12 protein-coding genes are annotated in these 15,647 nt (G+C 72.8%); 7 read left to right on the top strand and 5 right to left on the bottom strand.

Going from position 1 to position 15,647, the window contains the following annotated elements; genetic code table 11:
* The first annotated feature begins 54 nt into the window (after positions 1-54).
* Both ACFFF6_RS04770 and ACFFF6_RS04765 read left to right on the top strand, forming a co-directional pair.
* A complete protein-coding gene (locus ACFFF6_RS04770) occupies positions 55-1,365 on the top strand; it encodes a type III PLP-dependent enzyme domain-containing protein (protein ID WP_376978706.1) in 1,311 nt (436 codons plus the stop codon).
* Positions 1,366-1,384: 19 nt separating this feature from the next.
* A complete protein-coding gene (locus ACFFF6_RS04765; protein WP_376978705.1) occupies positions 1,385-3,079 on the top strand; it encodes an N-acyl-D-amino-acid deacylase family protein in 1,695 nt (564 codons plus the stop codon).
* A gap of 80 nt (positions 3,080-3,159) precedes the next feature.
* Here ACFFF6_RS04765 and ACFFF6_RS04760 read toward each other — a convergent pair whose 3' ends face one another.
* Positions 3,160-3,417: a DUF7218 family protein gene (locus tag ACFFF6_RS04760; RefSeq protein WP_376978703.1), complete on the bottom strand. Its 258-nt coding sequence runs from the start codon at positions 3,415-3,417 to the stop codon at positions 3,160-3,162.
* Between the two features lie 271 nt (positions 3,418-3,688).
* Here ACFFF6_RS04760 and ACFFF6_RS04755 point away from each other — a divergent pair, with 271 nt between their 5' ends.
* Positions 3,689-4,453 (top strand): DUF402 domain-containing protein, encoded by a 765-nt coding sequence (locus tag ACFFF6_RS04755; RefSeq protein WP_376978702.1) that lies wholly within the window; start codon positions 3,689-3,691, stop codon positions 4,451-4,453.
* Positions 4,454-4,529: 76 nt separating this feature from the next.
* Here the strand turns inward: ACFFF6_RS04755 and ACFFF6_RS04750 are convergent, their stop codons facing one another.
* The 4 genes from ACFFF6_RS04750 to ACFFF6_RS04735 all read right to left on the bottom strand — a co-directional run bounded on the left by ACFFF6_RS04750 (position 4,530) and on the right by ACFFF6_RS04735 (position 11,048).
* Entirely contained in the window at positions 4,530-5,570 is a 1,041-nt protein-coding gene (locus ACFFF6_RS04750) for an alkaline phosphatase family protein (protein WP_376978700.1), read from the bottom strand.
* Positions 5,567-8,755 (bottom strand): alpha-mannosidase, encoded by a 3,189-nt coding sequence (locus ACFFF6_RS04745; protein WP_376978698.1) that lies wholly within the window; start codon positions 8,753-8,755, stop codon positions 5,567-5,569. Before ACFFF6_RS04745 ends, ACFFF6_RS04750 begins: the two co-directional genes overlap by 4 nt.
* Before the next feature lie 98 nt (positions 8,756-8,853).
* Positions 8,854-10,239, bottom strand: coding sequence for a family 4 glycosyl hydrolase (locus tag ACFFF6_RS04740; RefSeq protein WP_376978697.1), 1,386 nt, complete (start codon positions 10,237-10,239; stop codon positions 8,854-8,856).
* Positions 10,236-11,048, bottom strand: a complete 813-nt coding sequence (locus ACFFF6_RS04735; protein WP_376978695.1) for a DeoR/GlpR family DNA-binding transcription regulator — start codon at positions 11,046-11,048, stop codon at positions 10,236-10,238. The genes ACFFF6_RS04740 and ACFFF6_RS04735 overlap by 4 nt, the downstream gene beginning before the upstream one ends.
* Positions 11,049-11,245: 197 nt before the next feature.
* Between ACFFF6_RS04735 and ACFFF6_RS04730 the strand changes: the two genes are divergently transcribed.
* From ACFFF6_RS04730 to ACFFF6_RS04715, 4 genes are all read left to right on the top strand, one after another.
* On the top strand, positions 11,246-12,289 hold the full coding sequence (locus ACFFF6_RS04730; protein ID WP_376978693.1) for a carbohydrate kinase family protein: 1,044 nt from the start codon (positions 11,246-11,248) through the stop codon (positions 12,287-12,289).
* Between the two features lie 96 nt (positions 12,290-12,385).
* On the top strand, positions 12,386-13,705 hold the full coding sequence (locus ACFFF6_RS04725) for an ABC transporter substrate-binding protein (protein WP_376978691.1): 1,320 nt from the start codon (positions 12,386-12,388) through the stop codon (positions 13,703-13,705).
* A gap of 2 nt (positions 13,706-13,707) precedes the next feature.
* Positions 13,708-14,688 (top strand): carbohydrate ABC transporter permease, encoded by a 981-nt coding sequence (locus ACFFF6_RS04720; protein WP_376978690.1) that lies wholly within the window; start codon positions 13,708-13,710, stop codon positions 14,686-14,688.
* Positions 14,685-15,560: a carbohydrate ABC transporter permease gene (locus tag ACFFF6_RS04715; protein WP_376978688.1), complete on the top strand. Its 876-nt coding sequence runs from the start codon at positions 14,685-14,687 to the stop codon at positions 15,558-15,560. Before ACFFF6_RS04720 ends, ACFFF6_RS04715 begins: the two co-directional genes overlap by 4 nt.
* Positions 15,561-15,647: the final 87 nt, after the last annotated feature.

Genomic DNA, 15,647 nt, shown 5'->3' with positions numbered 1-15,647 from the left:
CGCGGGGACATAGGTTCAGCTCATCCCAGGCACCGGTGCGGAGGAATCGCGGACATGCGCATGGACGACGTCGACCAGCTGATCATCGGCCCCGCGCAGAAGGGCCTCCCCGCGGACTCGGCGGAGCTGAGCGTCCGCGCTCTGCTGGACCGCGGTCCGCACCTGAGCGATCTCACGACACCGCTGCTCACCCTCGACGGGCCGGGCATGGACGCGAACGTCGCGGTGCTCGGCCGCTACTGCGCGGCGCACGGCCTCGCCCTCGCTCCGCACGGGAAGACCACGATGGCCCCGCAGCTGTGGCGGCTCCAGCTCGAGGCCGGGGCCTGGGGCATCACCGTCGCGAACCCCGCGCAGCTCGCGGTCGCGCAGCTCGCCCAGGTGCCGCGCGTGCAGCTCGCGAACACGCTCGCGGACCCGCACGGGATCGCTCTGGCCCAGTCCATGACCGCCGACGGCCAGGAGGTCGTCTCCTGGGTCGACAGCCCCGCCGCGGTGCGACGCCTCCAGGAGCATCTGGATCCGACCGGGCCGCAGCTGGACGTGCTCGTCGAGCTGGGAGCACCCGGCGGCCGCACCGGCGCCCGCTCCGCCGCGATCGCCCTCGAGATCGCGCACGCCGTGCAGGCATCGGCCGTGCTGCGGCTTCGCGGCGTCGCCGGCTACGAGGGGGCGCTCGCCCACGACCGCTCGGACGCGGGGCTCGCCGCCGTGACCGCCTATCTCACGACGATGACGGAGCTGTACGTGCGTCTCGCCGAGGACGGTCTGCTGGATCCGCTGGCCCGGGCAGGGGTCGACGGGATCCTCACCGCGGGCGGGAGCGCCTACTTCGACCTCGTCGCCGAGGCCTTCGCCGACGTGCCCGCGCGTCTGCCGGGCGATGCGCCGCAGACCCTCCTCATGCTGCGCTCGGGCGCGTACATCGTCCACGACGACGGCTTCTACCGGGGCATCTCCCCGCTGCGGGACGAGGAGTCCGCGGCCGCCGCGGGCGGGCAGCGGCTGCGCTCGGCCATGCACGGCTGGGCACGGGTGCTCTCCCGGCCGGAGCCGGGCCTCGCCCTGCTCGACGCCGGGAAGCGCGACCTCCCCTTCGACGAGGGCCTCCCCGAGGCCCAGCGGGTCCAGCGAGGCTTCGGCGCGCCCGTCCGGGAGCTGCCGGGAGCACGGGTCACGGCCATGAACGACCAGCACACTTTCCTCGAGGTCCCTGCCGATGCCGACCTCGAGATCGGCGACGTGGTGCGGCTGGGCCTGTCCCATCCGTGCACCGCCTTCGACAAGTGGCGGCTGATCCCCGTGATCGACGACGCCGACGCCGCGGATCCCGCGCTCACCGGCCTCGTGCGGACCTGGTTCTGAGCCGGGACCCGATCCGCCGATGACCGCCGCCGCACGCCCTGCCGACGCCCCGCACGCCCCCGCCCGCACCCCGGGTCACGGGTCCGCCCCGTCCGCCGTCCCGCTGCTGCTGCGGGGAGCCGATGTCGTCGACGGCACCGGCGGGCCCCGCTTCCGGGCCGACGTCCTCGTGCGCGAGGGGCGGATCGAGAGCATCGGCCGCCGCCCCGGGGAGCTGAGCGTCCCGGCGGGATCCCGCGTGGTCGAGGCCGAGGGGCAGGTGCTCTCCCCCGGCTTCATCGACCTGCATTCGCATGCCGACCTGCGGATCCTCATCGAGCGCACGCATCCCTCCCGGATCACGCAGGGCTTCACCACGGAGGTGCTGGGCCAGGACGGTCTGTCCTATGCGCCCGTGACCGATGCGGTGCTCCCGCAGCTGCGCGGGAAGATCGCGGGATGGAACGGCGACCCGGAGGGCTTCGACTGGTCCTGGCGGAGCGTCGCCGGCTACCTCGACCGCCTCGATGCGGGGATCGCGACCAACGCCTGCTACCTCGTGCCGCACGGGAGCATCCGCGCCGTCGCCGCCGGCTGGGGCGAGGGCGCGCTCACCCCCTCCCAGCTGCGGACCATGCAGGAGCTGCTGGCCCGCGGCATGGACGAGGGCGCCGTGGGGCTGTCGACGGGGCTGACCTACACCCCGGCGATGTACGCCGATCGGGCCGAGCTGACGGCCCTGTGCGAGGTGCTGGCCTCCCGCGGCGGCTTCTTCAGCCCGCACACCCGCTCCTACGGGGCAGGGGCTCTCGAGGCCTACCGGGAGGTTCTGGGCCTCGCACGGGCGACGGGCTGCGCCGTGCACCTGACCCACGCGACCATGAACTTCCCGCCGAACACGGGACGTGCCCCGGAGCTGCTGGCGGAGGTGGACGCGGCGCTCGCGGACGGCTGCGACATCACCCTGGACACTTACCCGTACCTCTCCGGCGCCACGACGCTCGCCGCCGTCCTGCCCAGCTGGGCGAGCGCCGGCAGCGTCGAGGACACCCTGGCCCGGCTCGCGGATCCGGCCGCGCTCGCGCGGATCCGCGAGGCCCTCGAGGTGACGGGATCCGACGGCTGCCACGGCGTCACCGCGGACTGGGACACGATCGAGATCAGCGGCGTCGCGCATCCGGAACTCGCACATCGGGTGGGGCGGACGCTCGCGCAGATCGCCGCCCAGGAGGGCCGCGACCCCTTCGACGTGCTCGTGGACCAGCTGATCCGCGACCGGCTCGGCACGGGGATCCTGCAGCATGTGGGGCATGAGGAGAACGTCCGCGCGATCATGCGGCATCCGGCGCATCTGGTGGGCAGCGACGGCCTGCTGGTCGGCGCGAAGCCCCACCCGCGGGCATGGGGAACCTGCGCGCAGCTGCTGGGCCGCTACGTGCGGGAGCTGGGCATCCTCTCCCTCGAGGAGGCGATCGCGCATCTGACCGGGAACGCCGCTCGGCGCCTGCGGCTGCGGGAGCGGGGGCTGGTGCGGGAAGGCTTCGCCGCGGACCTGGTCCTGTTCGATCCGACGAGCATCGCGGCCGGTGCGACCTATGCGGAGCCGCGTCGACCCGCGACCGGCCTGTCCTTCGTGTTCGTGAACGGGCATGCGGCCCTCGAGGACGGCGAGCCGACCGGGGCGCTCGGCGGCCGGGCGCTGCGCCTGCGGGACGGGCAGGTCGCGGCCCGGTAGCCCGGAGACGGGCTCCCTCTCCCGAGGGCGGCGGGGCACGCGACCTGGTCGGGATGCCTCGGCGCCCGGTTCGACGCGGCTCAGCTGTTGCGCAGCATGTCGATGAGATCGGCCTTGCGCCGGTCCGAGTATCCGTGGAGCCCGATCTCCTTCGCGCGGCGACGCAGCTCGTCCACGGTCCAGTCCTCGTAGGGCTCCGCCTCGCCGCCCCGGCGACCGACCGCGGAGCGGCCGTCGCGCGCCGAGGCGTTGGCGATGCGCGCCGCCTTCTGCTTCGACGCACCGTCCTCCCGGAGCTCCTGGTAGACCTCTTCGTCCTTGATCCTGCTGCTGGGCATCAGCCTCTCCTCTCGCCGTTCCTCGCAGCCGGGCGTGCGGCTCTCGCGTGGTGAGCGTCGAGGTCCTCGACGATGGAGGTTCTCCGCGTTCCGCCGGACGACCTCGACCCGGACCACGCTACCCCCGCTCCCCCGGCATGGCCACGCCCCATCGCCCTGCTCCGACCTCGGCCGGCCGAGGGATCGGCCCCGACCGGAGGAGCTCGAGCGATGCGGCGACCGGATGCGCGGCGCATCGGAGGCGCAGGAGCGGCCCCGCTAGGGTGACGGGATGGACGACGACGACACCACCCGCCCCGGGAGCCATCAGGTCCCCGTCTCCTCAGCCGCCGTGGTCCGCACGCGGGATCGGCCGCACGCGGTCGGTGCACCGGTCGCGCTGCGGAGCGTCCGAGACCTGCCTGGCCGGGGACCGACCGTCAGCTTCGCCGTCGCCGGGACGGTCCTGCAGGATGACGAGGAGCTCCTGGTGGTGATGACCCGTCCCGGCTCCGGCCTGGCCTCGCGTGCGGGGCGGCGCGGCGGTCCCCGAGGCCGGAACGTGGTGAACGCCCAGTGGGAGGGCCTCTACGACGTGGCCTCCTGGGAGGGGTCGACCGTGGTGAGGGTCCATCTGCGCGGGGAGAGCTGGTCGCTGTGGCGCTGGCACGACGGCCGCGACTGGACCCGCCGCTGGTACGGGAACCTCGAGGACCCGTGGCGGCGGACGACCATCGGCTACGACACGCAGGACTGGGCGCTCGACGTCGTCGCCGAGGGCATCCCCGGCACGGACGACTGGGAGGTCTTCCTGAAGGACGAGGACGAGCTGGCCTGGTACGCCGAGGAGAGCGTGTTCGACCCCCAGCAGGTCGAGCACATACGGCGCACCGGCGACGAGCTCATGGACCTGCTGCGACGCGGGACCGGGCTCGTCGGTGCGGACTGGTCACGATGGCTGCCGCGCGACGACGCCCCGGTCGTCCCCCTCCCCGCGGCGTGGGGGACCTCGGTGCAGACGACCGCAGAGACCGACGGGACCCCTACGGGGACATGAGCGCGTATCGGGGCTCATGCCCCCGTCGTGGTCCCGCGGATCTCGAACGACCGCGGTCCCTGCGCGTCCCCGCTCCTCACCACTCGTAGGCCAGGTTCCGGGTGGGGCCGGCGGACTCCCCCGCGGTCTCGATGTCGCAGCGCACCCCCACCTCGTGCCCGGCGTCCCAGCGTCCGCCGGTCACGCCCAGCAGGCGCAGCAGCAGCGGGGTCACGTCCTCGCTGCGCAGCGATCCCTCGCCCGCGATCCGGGAGCGCAGGCGCTCGGCGGCGTCGGGACCTCCCACGACGTGCAGGGCGAGGAAGGAGCGGCGCACGTCGACCTCGTCCTCGCCGTGCCCTCCCTCGGGCTTGTGCCCGTGGTCGGTGACGACGGCGATGAGCCATTCCTCGCCGATCGCCTCGTAGCGCTCGCTGACGGCCTTGACGAGGTGGCGGACGTGCTCGTCCACGGCGCCGATGGCGGCCCGGTACTCGCGGCTCGCGGCGCCATGGGCGTGCCCGGCCTCGTCGGCGCCCTCGAAGTAGACGAAGGCGGCATCGGGGCCCTCGTGATTGAGGACCCCGGTGGCATGGGTGCGGACCTGGATGTCGGCGCTCGCGCAGCCGCGGGAGAAGTCGCTCGCCGCCATGAGCTGATGCTGACCGCCGCGCTGCTGGTCCACCCGCTGGTGGATCACGGGGCCGGGCCCGGCGGCACCGACGAGCGCGTCCCAGGTCGCGGCCGCGTAGGTACGGGCGGAGGGCTCCGCGAAGAAGATGCGGGAGAGGACGTCGGGTGTGCGGGCCAGGCGATGGCCCGCGAACTCGTTCCACCACACGTTGTTCTGCTCATGGCGGGTGCCCGTGAGCAGCGAGGACCAGCCGGGGCCCGAGTCGGTGGGCGGGGTCATCCACACCGGCAGCACGGCGCCGCCGTCGATGAGCCGCGCGAGCGTGGGGGCGGCGGGCGCCGCGACCGGCTCGGGCATGGCGGGGGCGCCGGGCACGGGAGCCTCCGCGGCGAAGCGGGGGTCGCCGTCATGGTCCGGCGCGGCGAATCCGGGGTGCAGGGTCAGCGCGGCGGGGACGGCGAGGTCGATCCGCACGCCGTCCAGGCCGATGAGCAGCAGCTTCATGGGGTGTTCTCCAGGGTCAGGCGCAGGGACAGGATCTGGAAGGGCCGCAGGTCGAGGTCGACGGAGCGTTCCCCGGCGACCGGGTCGAGCATGCGGTCGATCCCCGGCCGCGGCAGATCCGCGTCGAGGGGGTCGACCTCGCGCACGCGCACGGCGGGCACGTCCAGGTGCAGGCGGGTGCGGCAGCGCGCGCCGCGGCCCTCGTACAGGCGCAGGATCAGGTCCCCGGAGCCGTCGTGCGCCGGCAGGATCGCCTCGAGGTGCACGCCCGCGTCCTCGATGCGCGCCGCCCCCGCGGCAGGGGCGGCGCCCGTGAGGCGCAGCGGGAGGTTCAGGGCGTAGCCGGTCTGGGCCGCGGAGACGGGATCGGCGCCGACCAGCAGGGAGTAGCGCAGGCTGCGCCGGCTGAGGTCGGCGCGCGGATCCGGCCAGTTCGGGGAGCGCATGAGGCTCAGGCGGAGGAGCGTTCCGGCGGAGCTGCCCGGTCCCTCCGCCGCGTCCAGCGGCAGCGCGTCGTAGCCGTACGTCGAGTCGACGACCAGGGCGGCCCCGTAGCCGGGCTCGGCCGCGAGCACCCAGCGGTGCATGGGCATCTCGAACTTCGCGAACTCCCAGGAGGTGTTCTCGTGCAACGGGCGGGTCACGTGCCCGAACTGGGTCTCCGCCACCGTCGAGCTGGCGTGCACGGCAAGGGGGAAGGCGGCCTTGAGGAGCGTCTCGCGGCTGCGCCAGTCGACGTCGAGACCGAAGTCCAGGCGCGAGGACCCTGCATCGAGGCCGATGCTCAGCAGCGCTGGGGATCCGTCCAGGAGCAGGTCGGTCTCGAGGACGATCCGCGCCGCGCAGCGTGTGCGCACCCGCAGCCCCTGCGGGCCCGGCACGGCCGTTCCCCTGCTGCTGCCGCGGTAGTGGCGGTCGATGTCCCAGGCGTCGAACTCGTTGGGGACGTCCTCGAACAGCTGCAGCTCGTGGCCGCGCGTGCCGGGGGCGAGGACCTCGCGGCCGCGGACCAGGTCCACGATGCGGGCGAGGGTGCCGTCGGCCGCGATCTCCGCGCGGAGCAGGCCGTTGTCCAGGACCGCGGCCCGCCCGTCGGCGCTGAGGTCCAGGACCACGGGATCCTCGACCTCGCGCAGGGCATCCGCGAGCGGGACCAGGGAGGATCCCTCGATCTCGACGAGGCGGGGCTCGCCGTCCACCTCGAGGACCTCGTACCGCTCATGCGGGCCGGGGTTCAGCAGGGACGGCCCGGTCTCCGCGGTGGGCTGCGGAGCATCGGGACCCCGGGTATCGGCTGTGCCGTTCTCGGCGCCCTTCTCCGCGTCCCCATCGGTCCTCGCGAGCAGGGCGAGGCCCTCCGCGACGAGCTCCTCGGCCCGGGCGAGGATCGCGGCGTGGTCCTCGCGGGCCTCCCGGTGCACCCAGGCGATCGAGCTGCCGGGAAGGATGTCGTGGAACTGCAGCAGCAGGGTGCGCTCCCACAGCCGGTCGACGGCCTCCTGGTCGATCCTCCCCAGGCCGCGCGCGGTCACGAGGGACCAGACCAGCTCGAGGGTGCGCAGGGCGTGCTCGGCCCGGCGGTTGCCCTGCTTCATCTCCAGCTGGGAGGTGAAGATGCCCCGATGGAACTCGAGGTAGAGCTCGCCGCGGTGCACCGGAGCGGCCTGTGCGTACTCGGCGCGGGCGGCGTCGAAGAACGCATCGGGCGTGCCCATGCGCAGCTGCGGGGAGCCCTCGAGGTCCGCGCGGCGCCGGGCCTTCTCCGCCATGTCCGCGGTGGGCCCGCCGCCGCCGTCGCCGTAGCCGAAGGGGATGACCTGGTGGCGGGCCCTGCCCTTCTCGCGGAAGTTCCGTTCGGCGTCGCGGATCTCCTGGGCGGTGAGCATCGAGTCGTAGCAGTTCACGGGCGGGAAGTGGGTGAAGATGCGGGTCCCGTCGATCCCCTCCCACCAGAACGTCGAGTGGGGGTGCTGGTTGGTGCGGTTCCAGGAGATCTTCTGGGTGAGGAAGCCCTCCATGCCCATCTGCCGGGCGATCTGCGGCAGCGCCGCGGAGTAGCCGAAGGAGTCCGGCAGCCACAGGGTGCGGGAGCGGACGCCCAGCTCCCGCTCGAAGTACCGGGTGCCGTAGGCGAGCTGCCGCACGAGGGCCTCGCCGCCGGGCATCATCACGTCCGATTCGACCCACATGCCGCCCGAGGGAGCCCATCGGCCGCCGGCGACGGCCTCGCGGACGCGGGCGAAGGTGTCCGGGCTGTGCTCCTGCAGCCAGGCGTACTGCTGGGCGCTGGTCGCGGTGAAGGTCAGCTCCGGGTACTCCTCCATGAGGGCGAGCACGTTGGAGAAGGTGCGGCCCACCTTGCGGATCGTCTCGCGCACGGGCCAGAGCCAGGCGGAGTCGATGTGCGCGTGGCCGATGGTCGTGATCTGCAGGGCCGAGGCGTCGGCGCGGGCGGCGAGCGCGGGGGCGAGCGCCTCCCGCGCCCGGGCGGCCGTTCCGGGGACGTCGTGGAGATCGAGCGCGTCGAGGGCGTCCTCGAGCGCGGCGAGGATCCGGGCCCGGCGCACGGAGTCCTCCGGCAGCACGGAGGCGAGGTCCACCAGCACCTCGAGGTCGTGCTGGAGGTCCCAGACCTCGCGCACCCGCACGGTCCAGCGGGCGTGCCGCAGGGTGTAGCGCGGATCGGCGGGGGCGGTGAGCCGGTCGCCCAGCTCCGTCGGGGTCGTCCCGTCCTCCATCATGTCCGGGTTCGCGGCGGCCTCGATCAGCAGGGCGATGCGCTCCCCGGCCGCCCCGTCCACGCGAGCGGTGCGGTTGCGGGAGTTGATGGCCTTGAGGACCCGCAGGTCCTCGGTGAGGAGGAGTCCCTCGCACTGGTTTCCGGGCCAGTCGTCCTTGAAGCCCAGGTCGACGTCCAGGAGCGGCACCTCGCCCTCGCCCACCCGGGGGACGGTGCCCTCGAGGCGGAACCAGGTGGTCGCCCAGGCCCGGCCCCACGGGTGCGGGAGCACGACGGGGGCGAAGGCGTCCGCGGGCACCTGGGCGGCCGGGACCGGCTCGCCGTCGCCGGGGACGTCCCAGGCGCTCACGGCGAGGTCTCCCAGGATGCGATGGGAGGCGGGGATGATCCGCTCGCGCAGGGCGCGGCGGGCGCGCGCGAGGATCCGGGTGCTGTCGTCGAACATGGGGGTCCTCGAGATCGGGGCGGCTCAGCGGGGGAGAAGCGGTGGACGTGCCGGGACCTGGACCGCACCGGGGGCGGCCCAGGCCCGCGGCCGGGGGGTCAGCGCAGGTAGGACAGCTGTCCGAAGGTGTCCTGGGCGAGGGCGAGGGCGCGGCGCGCGGTGCCGACCCCGTCGATCAGCGGGTGCAGGGCGAGGGCCTCGATCGCGAGCTCGGCGCTGCCCTCATGGGCCGCGCGGATCACGGTCCGCTCGACCTGCTTCACGGACTGGACCAGACCGCGGCCGTGGCCGGGGACGTCGGAGACGGGCAGCGGGCGGGCGCCGCGGGAGTCGACGAGGCACGGCACCTCGATGACGGCGTCCTCCGGCAGGAAGGGGGCGGCGCCGCGTCCGGCGACGTTGAGGATGAGCTGGGCGGGTTCGTCATCGGCGATCGCATGCATGATCGCGAGGGCGACGCGGTCGTACCCCCCGGACTCGAGGTCGCTCTCGTCGCGCGGGACGCCGCCGGCGGCCTCCCGGTTGGTGGCCATGTAGGTCTCCTCGCGGTCGCGGCGGATCTGCTCCCACAGCCGGGCGACCTCCTCCGGGGAGGCGGCCTGGGCATCGGAGTAGAAGGCGCCCTGCTGCTGCTCGAGGAAGACCCCACGGGTCTGCTGCGCCTCGCGGTCGGCGAGCACCGTCTCGCGCGCGTAGTAGTAGTAATGCAGGTACTCGTTGGGCACGCTGCCCAGGGTCCGGATCCAGTCGGCGCCGAACAGCCGCCCCTCCTCGAAGGACTCGATGAGCGCGGGCCGCGCCAGCAGCTCCGGGAGCACGTCGCGGCCCGCGACCTGGATGCCCTGCAGCCAGCCCAGGTGGTTCAGGCCGATGTAGTCCAGGCGCACCTCTCCGCCGCCGATCCCGACCTTGCCCGCGGTTCCGGCGGGGACGAGCTCGGCGGTCTCGAGCGTGCTGAGCACCCGGCGGGCGAGGCCGATGGGCGAGTCGCAGATGCCGATCACGCGGTCGCCGAGCACGCCGCGGGTGGCCTCGGTGATGATGCCGGCGGGGTTGGTGAAGTTGATGAGCCACGCCTCGGGGTTGACCTCGGCGATCGTGCGGGCGATGTCGAGCGCGACGGGCAGGCCGCGCAGGGCGTAGCTGATGCCGCCGAAGCCGGTGGTCTCCTGGCCGAGGATCCCGACCTCCCGGGCGATCCGCTCGTCCTGGGCGCGGCCGGCGGTGCCGCCCACCCGGATGGCGGAGAAGATGAAGTCGACGCCGCGGACGGCATCGGCCAGGTCCTCGCAGACGACCACCGCGGGCGCCGCCGGGTCGCCCCCGGCGAGGGAGTCGAGGATCTTCGCCATCGCCCCCAGGCGCACGGGGTCCACGTCGAACAGGCGCACCTCCCTCACGCGATGGGGCGAGGGATCGCTCATGAGCGTGCGATAGACGAGAGGGACGCGGAAGCCTCCGCCTCCGAGCAGGGCGAGCTTCATGGGACGAGGACCTCCAAGGACGTGCGGGAGAGGTGGCGCTCGAGCGCCGAGGGGAGCGGGGCGTCGGTGATCAGCCGGTCCAGGGCGGACAGCTCGAGAGCGGTGAAGGCTCCGATCCCGGGGAGCTTGCTCGCATCGGCCAGGAGCGTGGAGTCGCCGGCCGCCGCGACGGCCGCCCGTTTGACGGCCGCCTGCGAGGCGTCGGTGTCGCGGACCGTGCCCTGCTCGGTGATCCCGGAGCAGCCGAGGATGGCGCGGTCGATGTGCAGGCGTCCCAGCCCCTCGAGCACGGCCTGTCCCTGGGTGCAGCGGTACTCGCGGTTGTACTCGCCGCCGAGGATCTCGAGGCGCACCTGGGCGGAGTCCCCGAGCGCCTCGGCCACCCGCAGGGAGTTGGTGACGACGGTGAGATGGCGCCCGCTCAGCAGCCGGGCGACCTCGTAGACCGTCGTCCCGATGTCGATGAACAGCGTCTCCCCCTCGGCGACGAGCTCGGCCGCGGCGGCGGCGAGACGCTGCTTGGTCTCCGAGTTGCGACCCAGGACCTCGTCGAAGGGCTCGTCCGCCGGGGCCGGCTCGGCATGCGGATCGCGCGCGGCGAGGGCGTCCTCCTGCCCACGATCGGGGTCGGTGACGAGGCGTGCACCGCCATGGACCCGGTCGATGAGCCCTGCGCTGCCGAGATCGTCGAGGTCGCGACGGACGGTCGCACCGGAGACGCCGAGGGCGTCGGCGATCTGCTGGGTGGACAGGAACGAGGCTCCACGCAGCAGAGTCTCGATCTCTTCGAGGCGGGCGGCTTTGATCACCTCGCCAGGATAGGCCTCCACCGCCTCGCGATCAACACTTCCGCTCAATCTCGCTCAATCATGCGCACGTCTCAACGGGGCGCGGGCGCCTGTTGACGATTGATGCTCAGCTATGCACACTTGAACCGAGGCGGACTGAGCACATGTGCGCAGTTGTCCCCGCATCGATGCAGGATCCCCGAGCGAACGGAGCAGGGATGACGAACCCAGCGCCCAGCGGTTCCGGCCGGCCGACGGCCGGTCCGCCCCTGCCGTCGCGCCCGCCCGTCACGGGCACGTCCGTCGACCTGCTCGCCGTGGGCCAGCTCTTCCTGGACGTCCTCTACGGGCCCCTTCCGGCAGCGCCCGTGCTGGGGCAGGAGTGCTTCACCGAGCAGGTGCGGCTGGTCCCCGGCGGGATCGCGAACTTCGCCGCCGCCGCGGCCGCCCTCGGCGCGCGCACCGGCATCACCGCCCGCATCGGCGACGGCCCGGTGAGCGCCCTCGTCACCCGACTGCTGGCGGAGGCCGGGATCGGCACCGAGCGCCTCCTCGTGGACTCCGGAACGGACCTGCAGGTCACCTCCGCCATCTCCTACGACGGCGACCGTGCCCTCGTGACCGGCGGCGCTCCCCCGCGACCCGGTCTCGGGGTCGACGGCTCCGACCCGGGCGTCGGCGCGATCGCGCTCCACCTCGAGCCGGGCGACATGCCCTGGCTCGCCTCCTCCACGGCCCCGATCTTCGCGGACGTCGGCTGGGACGCGACCGGAGCCTGGGACCCGGCGATCCTGCGGCACCTGCAGCACTGCCACGGCTTCCTCCCCAACGCCGAGGAGGCGCAGGCCTACACCCGCACGGACTCGCCGCGCGCCGCCGCCCGCCGTCTCGCCGAGCTCGTCCCCCTCGCGGTCGTCACGTGCGGGGCGGACGGGGCTCTCGCGATCGACTCCGCCCGCGGCCTCGAGGTCCGCTCCCGCGTCCCGGACCTGGGCCCGATGGACCCCACCGGGGCCGGGGACACCTTCGGAGCCGCCCTGATCACCCTGCTCGGGCGGGGGCTGCCCCTCGCCGAGGCGCTCGAGGCCTCCTGTCTCGCCGCGACAGCGCGCGGAGCGGGCACCTTCGGCCACGCCGTCACGCCCTCCCCGTCGCAGCTCGCGGCTCTCGCCCGCAGGCACGACCTCGCCTGCGCCGCTCCGCTCGAGGATCTCCTCGTCGATCCCCCATCGCCCTCGACCTCCGCCCCACCGGGCTCCTGAGGTCGCGCCCCGGTCATCGGTCGCCGACCTGCCGCAGAGCCCGCAGTGCCGCCAGAACCCGCAGTGCCCGACAGTTCATCCTCGAAGGAGAGTTCCATGATGTCCTCCCGCACCACGCCCCACCCGCTGTCCCGCCCGACCCGCCGCACCGCCCTGGGCCTCGGCGCTCTCGCGGCCTCCGCCGCGATGCTGGCCGGCTGCTCGACGAGCACCTCCCCCGCGCCCTCCGGCGACGGCGGCAGCACCGCGCTGTGGATCTGGCCCGAGGGCTTCGATGCGAAGATCATCGAGGACGTCGCCGGCGCCTTCCCCGATGCCGGCTTCCAGCAGGTCATCCAGGGCGGCGACTTCAAGCAGAAGCTGCAGACCACCCTGCAGGCCGGCTCCGGCCTCCCCGCCATCACCGGGATCAAGGGCGAGGACATCGCCCATTTCGCCTCCGTCCCGGACTTCTTTGTCGACCTCACCACGCTCGGCGCCGAGGACCACAAGGCCGACTTCCTGGACTGGAAGTGGCAGCAGGCCACCACGAAGGACGGCAAGCAGCTGGGCATCCCGATCGACATCGGCCCCACCGCCCTCTTCTACCGCTTCGACGTCTTCGAGAAGCACGGCCTCCCCTCGACCCCTGAGGACCTCGCCGCCGCGATCCGCGAATGGGAGGCGTTCTTCGACCTGGGCAGCAAGCTCAAGGCCGCCGATGCGGACACCTTCCTGATCCGCAACCTCGAATCCGTGTTCGCGACCGCGTGGGCACAGACCGGCAAGGGCTTCATCGACGAGTCCGGGGCGTTCATCGGCGACCAGGAGCACATCCGCCACGCCTGGGATCTCGCCGTCACCGCGCAGAAGGCGGGGATCAACGCCGCCCTCGACTCCAACACCCCGGACACCGCGGCGGCGGTCGCGGCAGGCAAGCTCCCCGCGGACTTCGGCGCCTCCTGGCACCTGTCCGACCTCATCGTCGACGCCCCCGACACCTCCGGCTCCTGGCACGTGTGCCAGCATCCCGGCGAGTCCACCAACGTCGGCGGCTCCTTCCTCGGGATCCCCGAGGGGACCCCGGATCCGAAGACCGCCTTCGAGATCATCCTGCGCCTGCTCAGCCCGGAGAACCTCGCCATCGAGTACGTGCACTCCGGCAACTTCCCGGCGAGCCCGGCCGCCTACGACACCCCGGAGGTCTCCGGCGAGGTCGAGTTCCTCGGCGGCCAGGTCGCCTCCGAGATCTTCGCCGAGGCCGCGCAGACCGTGCGCCCCCTGTTCGAGGATCCGCGCGACGGCACCGTGCGCGGCCCCTTCAGCGCCGAGCTGGTCCTGGTCGAGGCCAGCGGCAAGGACCCGGAGACGGCCTGGTCCGACGCCGTCTCCCAGGCGACCCGCCTCGCCGAGCAGAACGGCGTCACGGTGGCCTGATCATGTCCAGCGCACTCTCCACTCCCGCTCCGCCGCGCCCCCCGCGGCGGAGCGGCCCCCGCCGCGGGACCGCCGATCCCGGAACGCTCCGCCTGCGCGGTTCCCGCGTCCGCGTCCTCTATCTCGCGCTCGCCCCGTACTTCCTCGTCTTCGCGGTCTTCAGCGCCATCCCGATCCTGTTCACGATGTTCCTCGCGTTCACCGACTGGCGCGGGATCGGCGCCTGGAACGTGGTCGGGCTCGAGAACTTCTCCTACCTCCTGCGCGACCCGCTGTTCTGGAAGGCGCTGACCAACACGCTCATCCTCTGGGCGATGTCGACGATCCCCTGCCTGACGCTCGCGACGCTCGTGGCCCTGGGCCTGAACTCCGCCGTCCGCTTCTCGACGGTGTACCGCGTCGCCTATCTCGTCCCGAACATCACCTCGCTCGTGGCGATGGGCATCCTGTTCAGCTCGATCTTCTCCTCGAACTTCGGGATCGCCAATGCGCTGCTGAACGCGGTCGGGCTCGACTCCGTGCGCTGGCTGCAGACGGAGTGGGGCATCAAGATCGCGATCTCCACGCTCAGCTGCTGGAGCTTCGTGGGCTACAACGCGCTGATCATCCTCGCGGGGCTGCAGTCGCTGGACAAGCAGGTCTACGAGGCCGCGCAGCTCGACGGCGCCGGGGCCGTGCGCACCTTCTTCTCCATCACGGTGCCGATGCTGCGGCCGATCATCCTGTTCATCACGGTCATGTCGACGATCGGCTCCCTGCAGTCCTTCACCGAGTCGCAGGTCATGACGTCGTCCCTGAGCGGCAGCTCCGCCTCCGCCGGCGGCGTCGGCAACTCGGGCCTGACGATGGTCCTCTACTTCTACTCCGTCGCATTCCAGGAGAACCGCTACGGCTACGGGGCGGCCATCGCCTGGGGCGTGATGATCGTCGTCATCATCTTCACCATCATCAACTGGTTCGCGACCCGGGAGCGTGCACGATGAGCACCGCCGTCCGACGCGGCATCGCCCCCGGCGAGCGCCGCACACCGCCGCGCCGGCGCCAGGCCGTCCGGCTCCTGCGCCACCTGCTGCTGGTCCTCGGCGCGCTGGTGTCGATCTTCCCGTTCTACTGGATGTTCGTGCTGTCCACGCATCGGTCCGCGGCGATCTTCGAGTTCCCGCCCCCGCTGGTGCCGGGCGACCGCTTCGCGGAGAACCTGCAGTCGGTCATGTCGACCCTGAACGTCTGGGCGGCGATGGGCAACACCGTCGCCGTGGCCGCGACCACGACCCTGCTCGTGCTGCTGATCGACTCGCTGGCCGCCTTCGCCTTCGCGAAGTACAGCTTCCGCGGCAAGCGGATCCTGTTCCTCGTGGTGATGCTGACGTTCCTGCTGCCCTCGCAGCTCGCGACCATCCCGCAGTTCCTCATGATGACGGAGCTGGGCTGGGTCGGGGAGCTCAAGGCCGTGATCGTGCCCTCCCTCGCAGGCGCGTTCGGGATCTTCTGGCTGCGGCAGTTCTTCTCGAACTCCGTGCCGCTCGAGCTCATGGAAGCCGCGACCCTCGACGGCAGCGGCTTCCTGCGCCAGTACTGGCACGTCGCCCTGCCCTCGGCCCGCTCCGCCCTCGCGTTCCTCGGGATCTTCACCTTCATCGGCTCGTGGAACGACTTCATGTGGCCGCTGATCGTGCTCAACGACCCGAACCGGCTCACCCTGCAGGTCGCCCTCTCGCAGCTGCAGACCGCCCATGGCACCGACTACGGCATGCTCATGATGAGCGCGCTCATCGCGGTGGTCCCGCTGCTCATCGTCTTCGCGATCGGGGCGAAGCAGTTCATCGCCGGGCTCGGGGAGGGTGCGCTGAAGTAGGAGCGCGGCCGCAAGACGGCCGCGCCGCGCCCGAGCCGGACGTTCTACAGTGGTCGCCTGCCGCCCCGGCCCGCCCCCACGCTCTGG

The organism is Brachybacterium hainanense (genome assembly GCF_042434575.1).
Taxonomy (GTDB): domain Bacteria; phylum Actinomycetota; class Actinomycetes; order Actinomycetales; family Dermabacteraceae; genus Brachybacterium; species Brachybacterium hainanense.
This window is presented reverse-complemented; position numbering and strand designations above follow the sequence as displayed.

Bases quoted from the DNA above. Each gene is read 5' to 3' on its own strand.
- ACFFF6_RS04715 (WP_376978688.1), top strand. From the start codon at position 14,685: ATGAGCACCGCCGTCCGACGCGGCATCGCCCCCGGCGAGCGCCGCACA.
- ACFFF6_RS04755 (WP_376978702.1), top strand. From the start codon at position 3,689: ATGGACGACGACGACACCACCCGCCCCGGGAGCCATCAGGTCCCCGTC.
- ACFFF6_RS04760 (WP_376978703.1), bottom strand. From the start codon at position 3,417: ATGCCCAGCAGCAGGATCAAGGACGAAGAGGTCTACCAGGAGCTCCGG.
- ACFFF6_RS04730 (WP_376978693.1), top strand. From the start codon at position 11,246: ATGACGAACCCAGCGCCCAGCGGTTCCGGCCGGCCGACGGCCGGTCCG.
- ACFFF6_RS04745 (WP_376978698.1), bottom strand. From the start codon at position 8,755: ATGTTCGACGACAGCACCCGGATCCTCGCGCGCGCCCGCCGCGCCCTG.
- ACFFF6_RS04740 (WP_376978697.1), bottom strand. From the start codon at position 10,239: ATGAAGCTCGCCCTGCTCGGAGGCGGAGGCTTCCGCGTCCCTCTCGTC.
- ACFFF6_RS04725 (WP_376978691.1), top strand. From the start codon at position 12,386: ATGATGTCCTCCCGCACCACGCCCCACCCGCTGTCCCGCCCGACCCGC.
- ACFFF6_RS04750 (WP_376978700.1), bottom strand. From the start codon at position 5,570: ATGAAGCTGCTGCTCATCGGCCTGGACGGCGTGCGGATCGACCTCGCC.
- ACFFF6_RS04720 (WP_376978690.1), top strand. From the start codon at position 13,708: ATGTCCAGCGCACTCTCCACTCCCGCTCCGCCGCGCCCCCCGCGGCGG.
- ACFFF6_RS04770 (WP_376978706.1), top strand. From the start codon at position 55: ATGCGCATGGACGACGTCGACCAGCTGATCATCGGCCCCGCGCAGAAG.
- ACFFF6_RS04765 (WP_376978705.1), top strand. From the start codon at position 1,385: ATGACCGCCGCCGCACGCCCTGCCGACGCCCCGCACGCCCCCGCCCGC.